11 protein-coding genes, 1 tRNA gene and 1 other RNA gene are annotated in these 12,466 nt (G+C 62.4%); 6 read left to right on the top strand and 7 right to left on the bottom strand.

What is annotated here, in order from left to right:
* Nucleotides 1–167 precede the first annotated feature (167 nt).
* Nucleotides 168–1,085, top strand: coding sequence for a glycosyltransferase family 2 protein (locus FHW92_RS17520; RefSeq protein ID WP_168604568.1), 918 nt, complete (start codon nucleotides 168–170; stop codon nucleotides 1,083–1,085).
* On the opposite strand, the gene FHW92_RS17525 is transcribed toward FHW92_RS17520, so the two are convergent.
* The 3 genes from FHW92_RS17525 to FHW92_RS17535 form a co-directional block, all read right to left on the bottom strand.
* Nucleotides 1,062–2,537, bottom strand: coding sequence for an oligosaccharide flippase family protein (locus FHW92_RS17525; RefSeq protein WP_168604569.1), 1,476 nt, complete (start codon nucleotides 2,535–2,537; stop codon nucleotides 1,062–1,064). The genes FHW92_RS17520 and FHW92_RS17525 overlap by 24 nt on opposite strands.
* A gap of 159 nt (nucleotides 2,538–2,696) precedes the next feature.
* A tRNA-Val gene (locus tag FHW92_RS17530) sits at nucleotides 2,697–2,771 on the bottom strand.
* A gap of 128 nt (nucleotides 2,772–2,899) precedes the next feature.
* Nucleotides 2,900–3,274, bottom strand: coding sequence for a cell cycle two-component system response regulator CpdR (locus tag FHW92_RS17535; RefSeq protein ID WP_168604570.1), 375 nt, complete (start codon nucleotides 3,272–3,274; stop codon nucleotides 2,900–2,902).
* Between the two features lie 146 nt (nucleotides 3,275–3,420).
* On the opposite strand from FHW92_RS17535, the gene FHW92_RS17540 reads away from it, so the two are divergent.
* Nucleotides 3,421–4,374 carry an N-formylglutamate amidohydrolase gene (locus FHW92_RS17540; RefSeq protein ID WP_168604571.1) on the top strand — a complete coding sequence of 318 codons (954 nt, stop codon included), beginning with the start codon at nucleotides 3,421–3,423 and terminating at the stop codon, nucleotides 4,372–4,374.
* Between the two features lie 322 nt (nucleotides 4,375–4,696).
* Here the strand turns inward: FHW92_RS17540 and FHW92_RS17545 are convergent, their stop codons facing one another.
* Together FHW92_RS17545 and FHW92_RS17550 are read right to left on the bottom strand one after the other, a co-directional pair.
* Nucleotides 4,697–5,482 (bottom strand): SapC family protein, encoded by a 786-nt coding sequence (locus FHW92_RS17545; RefSeq protein ID WP_168604572.1) that lies wholly within the window; start codon nucleotides 5,480–5,482, stop codon nucleotides 4,697–4,699.
* A gap of 104 nt (nucleotides 5,483–5,586) precedes the next feature.
* Nucleotides 5,587–7,017: an FAD-binding oxidoreductase gene (locus FHW92_RS17550; protein WP_168604573.1), complete on the bottom strand. Its 1,431-nt coding sequence runs from the start codon at nucleotides 7,015–7,017 to the stop codon at nucleotides 5,587–5,589.
* Between the two features lie 188 nt (nucleotides 7,018–7,205).
* Between FHW92_RS17550 and FHW92_RS17555 the strand changes: the two genes are divergently transcribed.
* Together FHW92_RS17555 and FHW92_RS17560 are read left to right on the top strand one after the other, a co-directional pair.
* The gene (locus FHW92_RS17555; protein WP_210428566.1) at nucleotides 7,206–7,778 is read left to right on the top strand and encodes a hypothetical protein; all 573 of its coding nucleotides are present in this window, start codon (nucleotides 7,206–7,208) and stop codon (nucleotides 7,776–7,778) included.
* A gap of 147 nt (nucleotides 7,779–7,925) precedes the next feature.
* Complete coding sequence (locus tag FHW92_RS17560; RefSeq protein WP_168604575.1) at nucleotides 7,926–9,359, top strand: DEAD/DEAH box helicase; 1,434 nt, start codon at nucleotides 7,926–7,928, stop codon at nucleotides 9,357–9,359.
* A 267-nt stretch (nucleotides 9,360–9,626) separates the two neighbouring features.
* Here FHW92_RS17560 and FHW92_RS17565 read toward each other — a convergent pair whose 3' ends face one another.
* On the bottom strand, nucleotides 9,627–10,727 hold the full coding sequence (locus FHW92_RS17565) for a substrate-binding domain-containing protein (RefSeq protein ID WP_172249327.1): 1,101 nt from the start codon (nucleotides 10,725–10,727) through the stop codon (nucleotides 9,627–9,629).
* Between the two features lie 63 nt (nucleotides 10,728–10,790).
* Nucleotides 10,791–11,351 carry an NUDIX hydrolase gene (locus tag FHW92_RS17570; RefSeq protein WP_168604576.1) on the bottom strand — a complete coding sequence of 187 codons (561 nt, stop codon included), beginning with the start codon at nucleotides 11,349–11,351 and terminating at the stop codon, nucleotides 10,791–10,793.
* Nucleotides 11,352–11,505: 154 nt separating this feature from the next.
* Here FHW92_RS17570 and mscL point away from each other — a divergent pair, with 154 nt between their 5' ends.
* Together mscL and ssrA are read left to right on the top strand one after the other, a co-directional pair.
* Entirely contained in the window at nucleotides 11,506–11,943 is a 438-nt protein-coding gene (gene mscL, locus FHW92_RS17575; RefSeq protein WP_168604577.1) for a large conductance mechanosensitive channel protein MscL, read from the top strand.
* A 75-nt stretch (nucleotides 11,944–12,018) separates the two neighbouring features.
* Nucleotides 12,019–12,420, top strand: a transfer-messenger RNA (tmRNA) gene (ssrA, locus tag FHW92_RS17580).
* Nucleotides 12,421–12,466: the final 46 nt, after the last annotated feature.

Consider the following 12,466-nt stretch of genomic DNA (forward strand, 5'->3'; position numbering starts at 1 on the left):
TTTTCGCATTGGGCGATGTGACGAAAGATAGTTTTTGATATTGCGAAGTCATAGCAAATAAACGCCTATCCACAGGTCCCGCGCCCGTGGGCAAGGCTATTTTAACGCGCCAATCCTAGAGTAATCCGGCCGGGACGCCTGCTTGCCGCCCCGATAAGGAGCTTTGCATGTCCGCCCCTGAGCTATCTGTCCTTGATGTCGATGTCATTTTACGCACCCACAATCGCGCCGACATGTTGCCTGAGGCGGTGGCGTCGTTTTTTGCCGCCGATGCGCGCGGGGTCAATGCCCGATTGCTGGTGGTCGACAATGCATCGAGCGACAATACGCAGGCTGTGCTGGCCGATTTGCAGGCGCGTTATGGCGAGGCGCTGGTGCCGCTCTATGAGGCGCGCCCGGGCCCGCAACATGCGTTGAATGCGGCGCTTGGGGCTGTGCGCGGGCAGATCGTCGCCTGTTTTGACGATGATGAACGCATCGTGCCGGGCTGGCTTCAGGCCATCGCGCGCGAATTTGGCGATCCGGCCACTGATTATATCGCCGGGCCGGTGCTTTTCCCTCAGGGCAGTTCATTGCCCGAATGGCTGCCCGATGGGTTCAACGGCGCGCTGGGCTTCATCGATCACGGGAGCCAGCGCCGCCAGTTCGCTCCCGGTTTTCATGGCATGCTGACGCAGGGCAATTGCGCGCTGCGGGCAAAAATCTTTGAAGAATTTGGCCCTTATCCCGATTGCTTCAATACCGCCGAGGATCGCTGGCTCAACCAATGGCTGACCGATCAGGGCAAGCGGGGGTTCTATTGCCCCGACTTCGGCGTGACCCATCTGTTGCAGCCGGCGCGTGTGAACCGGGACTATTTCCGCCAATGGGCGCGGCGCGAAGGGCGCGATCTGGCCACGTGCGATACGCTGCTCTCGCGGCCCAACATGCTGGCGCAGCGCTGGTATTGGCGCAAGATTGCGGGTTGCGCCATGCGGCGGCTGGTGGGGGCGGGGACTTCGGCTGAAAAGTTCCGCGATGAATTGGAACTGCGCGTGGCGGCCAGTTATGCCGCCACCTGTTTAGGCCGCCGAGCTGCGGCCTAAACGCCCCATCGCCATCGCATAGGCCCGCGTGGCAATGGTGCGGATCTCGATTGTGGCGGGGTGGCGCACCAGAAACAGACAGGCCAGCCAGCACGGAATGCCCGCCACCGACAGAGCGATCAACAGGCCCCAGCCGATATCGCCCGCGCCCATGCCCAGCCAATCCTGCGCCACGATCAGCGGAATGCCCGCGCCATAGGCGGCCACCGCGCTGCGCCAGTAGATATTGACCAGATCGACAAAGCGGAAATGCATCAGCCGCGCCAGAAACACCCCGTAAATGCCCACCCAGAGCAGGCCATAGACGATACGACTGGCCGCAGCCGCCTCAACCCCGATGAAACAGGCCACGGTCAGACAGCCGATGATGATCGCCGTGTCGATCCAGTTTACCCAGATCAGCGTGCGGATGCGGCCCAGCAGGATCGGCACATCCATCTGCAGCGGCACCGCGACAAACAGCGTTTCGGATAGTGCCGTCCATTTCAGCAGCACTGCCACGCCCGCCCATTTCGGCCCATATAGCAGATGCACCAACGGCCCCGCAGCCAGCCCCAGTCCGACCATCGCCGCCCAGTTCACCGCCGTATTGCAGGCCGTCAGGTGCAGATAGGAGGGCGCCAGCGGATCGCCCGCATCGCGTTTGCGCGCAAAGGCGGCATAGAACACCGAGGTCAGCCCGCTGGTCACCAGCGTCGAGAGCTGGGCCGAAAGCGCGGTGGCGCGGCTGAACAGGCCGGTGGCGGTCACGCCCAGCAGGCGCGCAACGATCAGGTCTTGGGTGCGCATACCGATGGCGCCGCTGGCGCTGATGAAAAAGGAATTGGCGCTGAAGGAGAGCAGCGGGCGCGCCGTAGCCCAGTCGCGCGGAAAGCGCGGCACCACAGGGCGAAACCGCATGACGATACCGGTGCGCAAGATCGCCGCCAGCAGCAGGCCCCATGCCATCGAGGCAGGCCCCACCCCATGCGCGGCCAGATAGATGCTGAGCAGTCCGCCGGACAGGGCGCTGATGATATTGGCGAAAAACAGCGCGCGAAAATTCATCTCGCGCGTCAGCAGCCCCACCGGGATCAGCGCGAAGGGGCTGATGAAACTGGCCGCAGCAATAATCAGCGTCAGCCGGATCAGTGTGGTATCGTGATAGATATGGCTGATGACCGGCGCCAGCGCCCCCAGCACCACCGCTACTCCGCAGGCGATCGAAACCGCAACCCCGGCGTATTCGCGCACATGGGCCGGGTCCATCGCTCTTTGCCCGGAAACGAACCGCGTGATCCCGGCATCCTGAAACATGGCCACCAGCATCGAGGCCGCCAGCGCCACAGAATAGACGCCAAATTCCGAGGGGCTGAGATAAAGCCGCGAAATGATGACGCTGACCGCGAACTGGATGACAAAGGCCAGATATTGCGTGGCCATGGACCATGCGATGGATGCGCGAATCGACATGGGGTTCAGCAGCCGACCGGAATGCAGGGCAGGGGAGAGATCATGGCCCCAAGCTCTAGCGATCAGAGGTAAAGATTTACCCCGAAGGCCCGGATGCTTCACGCAAAAGACACGCAAAACAAAAAAACCGCCAGCCTTGCGGCGTGGCGGGTTTTTGAATGGTGGGCGTAGGAAGGATTGAACTTCCGACCCCTGCGATGTCAACACAGTGCTCTACCACTGAGCTATACGCCCACACTTTCAAGTCCATCCCGGTTGGCGTTGTTGGCGTCCGCCGGGTGTGACGCGGCCTCTAACGGTGCTCTTCGATTAGCGCAAGAGGCTTATGCGAAATATTGCAATTTTTTTGCGTAAGGGCCTGTTTAGACGCTGATTTGGCTGGGCTGGCCGAACACGCGCTGCACTTCGGCCACCAGATCGCGCAGGTGGAAGGGCTTGGAAAGCACCTTGGCCTGGGGCGCTTCGCGGCTCGCCTTGAGCGTGACGGCGGCAAAGCCGGTGATGAAGATCACCTTGGTGTCCGGGCTGACCTCGGCGCAGCGCTGGGCCAGTTCGATGCCGTCCATTTCGGGCATCACGATGTCGGACAGCAAAAGGTCGAAATGCTCGCGCTCCAGATAGGGCAGCGCCGCCGTGCCGCGATCCACCGCCACAACGTCATAGCCTGCGTTCTCCAGCGCGCGGGCCAGATAGGTGCGCATGGCGGCTTCGTCTTCGGCAAGCAGGATTCGGATCATGGCGCTTTCTCTCTTTATCGTTGTCCCGCTTATAGCGCGCGCTGCAAAGGATTTCTCGCGGCATTTCGGGCATGACCTGATTTGAAACAACCCGTCGCCAAGGTGCTAACTTTGACACGCGGGGGAGAAATCCGCACTGTGGGGCGATGGATGAAATTCGGCCTGAACTGTGCGATTCGCTGGGTATGATCCGCCGCGATGGCGGCGTGATCCCCAGCCTTGGTGAACCGGCCTTTTCTGTTCTGTCGCCTGCGGTTTCGCGCCTGCCGGTGGTGATTGCCGCGCCCCATGGCGGGCGGCGCTATCCTCCCGATGTGCTGGCGCGGATGCGGTATCCCGACGTCTCGGCGCTGCGGCTTGAGGATCGGTTGGTGGACCATCTGGCTCTGGCGGTGGCGCGCGAAACCGGGGCGGCGCTGATGCTGGCCCATGCGCCGCGTGCGATGCTGGATCTCAACCGCGCCGATGATGATGTGGATTGGGATATGCTCGGTCTTGTCGCGCCGGGGCCGGGGCCCGCCAATGGCCGGGCGCGCAGCGGGCTGGGGCTTGTGCCGCGCCGCCTGCCGGGCATGGGCGAGATCTGGCGTGGGCGCCTGTCATGGAGCGAGGTCGAGGCGCGAGTCGATGGTATTCATCAGCCCTACCATACCGCTCTGGCCGATCTGGTGGCGCAGGAGCGCGAGCGCTGGGGCGCGGTGCTGCTGATCGACCTGCACTCCATGCCGCCTCTGCCGCGAATCATCGGGCAGGAGGCGGCCACCATTGTCATCGGGGATCGTTTTGGGGCCAGTTGCCATGGTGAACTGGTGGCGCGGACCTTCTCGCATTTCGCGGCAGGGGGTGTGTTGGCCGCGCATAACCGGCCCTATGCCGGGGGATTTGCGCTTGATCACCATGCCGCGCCGCGCCGTGGCGTCCATGCCATGCAATTGGAGGTGGACCGGGCCGCCTATCTCGACTCGCAACTGATCGAAACCGGCAAGGGTTTCGATGCGATGGCGGCGCTCTTGTCCTCGCTGGTCCTTACGCTGGGCGCGCAGGTGGCCGCGATGGGCGGGCGGCGGGCGGGCGAGGCATGGCCCGAAGCGGCCGAATAAACCGCGCGACACATAAAAAACCACCTCGCGCGGTGCGCGAGGTGGCCAAGGTTCAGGGAGGAAGTGCAACCGAAGTTGCACCAATCCAGTCGGGCCATGAGGGAAGCGCCAACCGGATGACTGTGTATTACCCTGACATTTTGGCCGCCGCAAGCGTTTAGTGATAAAATGCATCACTTGGAAAAGAAAATGCGACGAGTTGAAATTTATCCTTTTTGGTTCGTTTAAAACAAAACCCCACCGGGCGCAGGGCCGGGCGGGGTCTGTTTTCATCACGGCCCGTGATGGGCCGCGATATTACGCATTAAGGCGTGTTGCGCGTTCAGGCGACCGGAGCGACCTGCGGCAGCACAACCGGGCCAACGCCGAGCTGAACCTGGCGGGCGAAGATTTCGCGCAGCAGGTCAAGGCTGAACAGGTGGGCGAACAGCAGCGGCAGCAGGCCCGACTGGTTCCAGCCGCGCAGCACGTCGCCGCGCACTTCGCGCAGCTTGGCCTGATCGACCATCTGGAAGCCGCGATAGACGAAGGGCTGTTCCGTACCTTCCTGCTGGATGGCGACTTCGCCTTCCATCAGCAGGTTGTGCTTCTTGAGCTCTTCAACGAAAGCGGCGGTGCGCATACCGGCCTCTTCGAAGTTTTCGCAGAACTGCAGCATGTTCTTGGTGGCTTCGCTGGGCGCTTCGCCATCGAACAGCGGCGCGCCGTCCACTTCTTCGCCCAGCAGGTTGGTGGTGGGGTCAAAGCAGAGCGACAGTTCCTGCGCGTCGGGCGTCAGGCGGGCCAGCATGAAGGGATAGCGACGGACATAGGCCGGCACATAGACTTCCGAGGTCAGCTTGCCTTCGGCGTCGACGAAAACGTTCACGCCTTCGTTCAGGCCCATCAGCGCCAGCGGAACCGGCTGATCGCCGCTGGAGAACACGATGGGGAAGTGGCGCGCGGCCTGCGGGAATTCCTCGACCGTCAGCGGCACGGCGTGCTGGCCAATCAACCAGGTCGCCTTGTCGGTGCTCTGGCTCTTGTAATTGGCGTGGTCCCGGCTGTTGAGCGGAACGAGGTCGTTGTAGAACAGCGGCAGGTTGGCGTTCTGCGGCGCGCTGGCCATGGGGTCTCTCCGAAAACTGGGGCGATAAAGGCCCCACAAGGTCAATATTCAAGTTACAGGCCATAGGGCGCGGTTTTGCCCAAGGCAAGTCACCCTGCACGGTTTCACGCCAAGGGCAATAGCTTTCCCGGGTTAAGCAATCCTTTGGGGTCCAGCGCGGATTTGACCGCACGCATCAGGCCCAGCGAGGCCGGATCGCCAAGGCGCTGTAATTCGCCCACTTTCATTTGGCCAATGCCATGTTCGGCGCTGAGCGAGCCGCCCCATTGCGTGACCAGATCGTGAACAAAACGGCTGATCGCCTTGCCGTCTCCGGCCTCCCAGACGGCCCTTTCGCTCCCTTCCGGAGAGATTACGTGGAAATGCACATTCCCATCGCCAAGATGCCCAAAAGCCACGGCATGGACGCCCGGAAAGGCCGCCTCGACGCGCCCGATGGCGTCGGTGATGAAGTCGGGCATTTTTTCCACCGGAACGGATATATCGTGCTGCATCGCCGGTCCCTTGCTGCGTTCGGCCATGGGAACCGTCTCGCGCAGGCCCCAAAAGGCCTCGGCCTGCGACTCGCTGTTGGCGATGGCGGCGTCCTGCAGCAGCCCCGCCTCAAACGCCTCGGCCAGCATCGTCTCGACCCGCTCGCCCAGAGTCGGCGCATCCGCCGCATCGGCCACGACCTCGATCAGCGCGTACCATGCATGCGCGCCCTCCAGCGGAGAGCGCATATCGGGCGCATAATCGAACACCGCTTCAAGGCTGGGGTGGGGGATCACCTCAAAGCCTTCCAGCGCCTCGCCCACGGCCTTTTCGGCATGAAGCAGCAACGCGCGCGCGGCTTGAATGCTCTCCACCCCAGCCCAGATCACCCGCCGGTCGGCCAGTGCCGGTTCGAGCTTGAGCGTGGCCGCGGTGACGATGCCCAGCGTGCCTTCGGACCCGATGAAAAGCTGCTTCAGGTCGAAACCGCGATTGTCCTTCTTCAGCGGCGTCAGCGCGGAATAGATCGCCCCATCGGCCAGCACCGCCTCCAGCCCCAGCACCTGCGAGCGCATGTTGCCATGGCGCAGCACCTGCGTGCCGCCCGCATTGGTCGAGATCAGCCCGCCCACCGTGGCCGAACCCTTGCCGCCCAGGGTGAGGGGGAAACGCAGTCCCACCGCCTCGGCGGCTTCGTGCAGGTTTTGCAGCACCACGCCCGCCCCGCAGGTGACGCGGCGGTTTTCCAGATCGATCGGCCCGATGGCATTCATCCGCCGCAGCGAAACGAGCAAAGAGGCCCCGCTTGCATCGGGCGTTGCCCCGCCGCTCATGCCCGAATTGCCGCCCTGCGGCACCAGCGTCACATTGTGCTCTCCTGCCAGCATCACCAGCTTGGCCAGTTGGGCGCTGTCGGCGGGCGAGGCCAGCCCCATGGCCGCACCGGTATAGCGTCCGCGCCAATCGGTCAGCCACGGCGCCAGAAGGTCAGGATCACAGGTCAATCCGCGCGGGCCAAGAAGGGCGGCGGCGGCGGCGAGAAAGGTGTCGTTCCGGGTCATGGCCCGCCCTATGCCACAGACCCTGCGCCGCTTCCAGAAGGTGCAGGTTAAGCGGCTGTTCAAACAAATGTGATTATGTCACAAGTCCGAGAAACAGACATGAGGGTTACACGTTTGGCCTGCCGCATGGGAGGATCAAACCTTGCAAATATATGGCCAGACTTCCCTTTCCGATCCTTTTGCGGCGCATGATTGGCGTCAGCTCCGGCCTGCGCCGCGGGCGTTGGGTGCTTGGGGGAGCCGTGGCTGCGCTGGGCCTTGTCGCACTGATTCATGGCGAGTCTCCGGCCGGAGCTGCCTCGTTGGTCGATACGGGCGAGAAAGTCTGGCATGCTGTGCAAGTGCGCGGCCTCGATCTGGACGATGAATACAAACAGGTCCGCATTCAGCAGCAGTTCTCGATCCGCATTTCGCCCGGGCCGCCGGTGCCGCCGCCGGTCTTTGTGATCGAGAATGATCAGGAGGATCGCTCCACGCGGTTGGAAGAGCGCAACATGGGCAAATGCCTGCCCGCCTCCTCCATTGTCAGCGTTCAGAGCGCGCCGCGCAACCGCCTGCTGTTCTTTCTGCGCGATTCGCGGGTGGTCACGGCGGGGCTGGATAAATCATGCCATGCGCATGATTTTTATTCCGGTTTTTATGTCGAACGCAACGCCGACGGCCAGATCTGCATCGAACGTGACAAGATCCACGCGCGCTCGGGTGCCAATTGCCTGATCCATGATTTACACGCCCTGGTCGAAGTTCCCGTGCGCCGTTAAGGCTGTTTCGGGCGATTTTCTTGACTTTCGCCGCGATTTGGCGCTAATCCCCCAACACCCGCGCCGCCTTGTCCGCCAAGGCGGCGGTTTTGTGCATCCGGCCACGGGTAGGACGGATGCCCCCACTTGCGGAAACACCCCAAACCCATGAGTTTCGCCGATCTCGGCCTTTCCGACGAATTGCTGCAAAGCGTTACCGCTGCTGGCTATGACACGCCCACGCCGATTCAGGCGCAGGCAATCCCTTCCGTGCTGATGATGCGCGACCTTATCGGTATTGCACAGACCGGCACCGGCAAAACCGCCAGTTTCGTGCTGCCGATGATCGACATTCTCGCGCATGGCCGCCGCCGCGCGCTGATGCCGCGGTCGCTCATTCTTGAGCCTACGCGCGAACTGGCCGCGCAGGTGGCCGAGAATTTCGAGAAATATGGCAAGAACCATGATCTCAAGATGGCGCTGCTGATTGGCGGCGTGCAGATGGGGGATCAGGTCAAGGCGCTCTCGGATGGTGTGGACGTGCTGATCGCCACGCCGGGCCGGTTGATGGACCTGTTCGAGCGGGGCAAGATCCTGCTCACGGGCTGCGACCTGTTGGTGATCGACGAAGCCGACCGTATGCTCGACATGGGGTTCATTCCCGACATCGAGACGATCTGCTCCAAGCTCCCGGCCCAGCGCCAGACGCTGCTGTTCTCCGCGACGATGCCGCCGCCGATCAAGAAGCTGGCCGACCGCTTCCTGAGCAACCCGAAATATATCGAGGTTGCCCGGCCCGCTTCGAACAACACCAGCATCGCCCAGCACAAGGTCAAATGCGGCCCCAAGCAGAAGCGCGAAGTGCTGCGTCATCTGTTGCGTCACGACAACGTGACCACGGCCATCATTTTCGCCAACAAGAAAACGACGGTGCGCGAATTGGCCAAGAGCCTGAAGCGCCATGGTTTCGCCGCCGGTGAAATCCATGGTGACATGGATCAGTCGAGCCGCATTGCCGAGCTGGACCGGTTCAAGGATGGCTCGATCAACATCCTGTGCGCTTCGGACGTGGCCGCGCGCGGGCTGGATGTGAAGGGCGTTTCTCACGTCTTCAACTTCGACACGCCTTGGCATCCGGATGATTACGTCCACCGCATCGGCCGCACCGGTCGCGGCGGGGCCACAGGCCGCGCCTTCACGATCTATTGCGATGCCGATCTGGAAGCGATCCAGAATGTCGAGAAGCTGACCGGCGGCCCGATCCCGGAAATCAAGCTGGAGATCGACCACAAGGCCGAAAAGGCGGAAGAGAAGGCCGAGAAAACCGCGCATAAGCCGCGCGAGCGCAAGGCGCCGGAACGCGCTGCGCGTGAAGAACGGCCTGCCCGTGAGGAGCGTCCGCGCCGCGAGGAACGGGCGCAGCAGGAAGAGCGCAGCCCCCGCGAGGAGCGCGCGCCCCGCCGCGAGCATAGGCATGAAAACCGCCACGAGCATCGTCAGGAAGATCGCAGCCGTGGCCGTTGGCGCGACAATGATCCGCCGTCCAAGCCGGGCGAATGGAATGGGCCGATTCCCGAATTTTTGGGTGTATCAGCTCTTTAAGGATGGATTGAAGGGCTGCGTGTTTCGTCACGCGGCCCTTTGCCTTTACCGCTTTTGCGGAACCGTCCAGACGAACCTGCGATTATAGGTGCCTTGAACCGCAAGACCCTGCGCATCTCGTGCCGGCTTAAAAAGCATGGACGCACGGGCATGGGGGCAGGTAGCCTTGTCCAGTTCCCCTGATCCGCTGGATTTGGTGAGGGCGCAGTTGGCGGGCGTTTCGGCCGTTTACGCAGCCTGCAAAAGCGCAAACAGCAAAAGGCTCCCTTACCTCCGGCTGCTGCCCCTGGGCAACAAGCGCACCGGTACGCGTTTCTTTTCGCCCGGCGTGCCTGCGATCACCGAGAGCAGGCGGTCCACCAGAACCTCGCCCGCTGTCTGGAAATCCGGTTCGACCGAGGAGAGGGGCGGGGCCGAATGCGCGCCCGCACGGATGCCGTCAAAGCCGATCAGGCCCACCTGTTCAGGCACCGAAATCCCCTGTTCGCGCAGTACACGCAGCGCGCCCAGCGCCATTTCGTCGCAGCAGGCAAAGATCGCATCGAAAGGCACGCCCGAACGGATCAGTTCCACCGCCGCGCGGCGTCCCTGTTCGTCGCGGCTCATCCCCTCCTCAAAGGTGATCAGGCGCGGCTCCATGCCCTGTTCGCGCAGCAATTCGGCATAGCCTTCATACCGCTCCTTGAACTGGCGCTGGGCCGAGGTTTCCGAGGCAATGCAAACGATATTGCGATAGCCCGAATCGATCAGATGCTGGGTCGCCATCCGCGCCCCGCCGATATTGTCCGACCGCACCCAATCGAGGTCCTCATGCGGGCTGCCCCAACACACCAGATGCGCGCCCTCGGCGGCAATGGAGTGGAAGTAATCCCAAGCGTCCCAATTCTCGCTGGTACCGATGACGATCAGCCCGTCGGCCTTGCGCTGTTCCTGATACAGGCCCCACAGGTGGTCGGACGCGCCCTGAAACGAGACGATCGTTTCATGCCGCCGCCGCGAAGCCGCCGCGCAGACGCTGCCCAAAAGCGCGAAGTGGAAAGGGTTGAAATTCTTGATATCTTCGTCGGGTCGGCAGATCACCACCACCGCCAGAGTGCCCGTCCGGCCGGTGCGCAGGCGGGCGGCATTCTCGTCCACGTGATAGTTCAGCTTGGCCGCGGCCGCAGCCACGCGCGCGCGGGTTGCCTCGCTCACCACCGGGTCGCCCGCCAGCGCGCGGCTGACGGTGGACTGGCTGACGCCTGCCTCGGCGGCCACATCGAAGGACGTGACGCGATAGCGCTTCTTCGCCTTACCGGCGTCGATCAGCGCTTCGGCCTCGTCGGTCGAATGCAGCTTGGCGGTTTTGTGGCGATCATCTTCCCCCATGGCGGCGGTCTTGGCCCTCTTTGCTATCACTTGTCCAGAGGCCATTGGGCCATACGGTCGATTTCACCCCCGCGCAATAATCTGAGGCGCGAGCAGCATCAACAGTTTCACGTCAATCGCCATGCCCTCGGCGCGGCGGGCGGCGACAAAAGCGCCGATGTCGGCAAGGGCCACGCGGTGGGTGATGATCTCTTCGTCATCCACCCCGCCGCCCGGGCCGACCTTGGTCAACCCATGGGCGCGCAGCAGGGTAAAGCTCTCGGTCACCATGCCGGGCGAGGAGTAGAATTCGCCCACCACTTCCATGCGCGCGGCATCATAGCCGGTTTCCTCGATCAATTCGCGCCGGGCGGCATCGGTGGCCACTTCATCGGCATTGTCATCGGAATCGCCGACCAAACCGGCGGGCAATTCCAGGCAGATGCGCTTCAACGGCACACGATATTGCTCGACCAGCAGGACATGGTCCTCCTCGTCAATCGCCAGAATGACGGCGGCGCGGATGTTGCGCGCGCGACTGACATATTCCCAGTTGCCGCGCTGCTTGGTCGCGATGAACCGGCCCTGCCAGACCACCTGCTCTTCGCTCTCGCGCCAGGTCTGGACGATCTTTTCCTTGGTCATCAAAGGCTCCGTTGCAACGTCTTGCGGGCTAACCACCGCTTTGGGCAAAGTGCAAGGCGTCAGGTTGAAGGCGCAAACATAAGGGCCTGATAGGCGGTTGTGGTTAACATCGCCCTGTGGCAATTCTGGGTCAGGCAGAAGAGGGAAGGATAATATGCTTCAGGAATTCAAGACCTTTATCGCACGCGGCAATGTGCTGGATCTGGCGGTCGGTGTGATCATCGGCGGGGCCTTTGGCAAGATCGTTTCCTCCCTTACCGATGATGTGTTGATGCCGGTGATCGGCAAGGTCACGGGCGGCATCGATTTTTCGTCCAAATTCATCCTGCTGGGCGATATTCCGGCCAGCTATACCGGATCGCCCACCGATTATGCCGCGCTGAAAAAGGCGGGTGTGGCGATGCTGGGCTATGGCAGCTTTGTCACCGCGATCATCAATTTCCTGATCATGGCCTTCGTGATCTTCCTGATCGTCAAGGGCGCGAACAAGGCCACCGCCAAGCCTGCCGCCCCCGAGGCGCCGGCCGCGCCCGCCGGCCCCACCGAGGTCGAACTGCTGGCCGAAATCCGCGATGCCCTCAAGGCGCGTTGAAAAAGGCTCGTTGAAAAAGGCGCGCTGAGACCAGCCAACATGCACAGGGGGGCTGCCATCGGAAATCGGGGCGGCCCCCTTTTCTTTTGCAAAATTGCGCCTATATCACCCCTCGCCGGTTTCGACCGGCTATGGTGATAAACTGCGGCGTGCAATAGATGCAGCGGACCCGGGGGCGGTACCCGGCGGCTCCACCATCACTACCCGGACCTGTGCCGGGGCCTCGTTGTCGCGAGGGTGTTGATGGGGCCGAACTAGGATCGACGTGTGTTGAAAAGCGCTGTTTTTACCCAGGCTGAGTAACCTGTTATAGGCTCAAAACTCATAAGTGCCAACGACAACGAAGCACTTGCTCTGGCTGCGTAATTCTAGGCCTTAACGGGCTGAAGTTACAAACCTAGAACACGGTTGAACCCACCGGGTAACAGAAGGGAATTCGGGGGCCCGGGGCGGGCCTAGCAACAGAACCGCCCCACCTGTTCCAGGCCGCCCTTTCGCTGGGCTCGTACGCAGCAAAGGCACG

The organism is Novosphingobium sp. SG707 (assembly GCF_012275515.1).
Taxonomy (GTDB): Bacteria; Pseudomonadota; Alphaproteobacteria; order Sphingomonadales; family Sphingomonadaceae; genus Novosphingobium.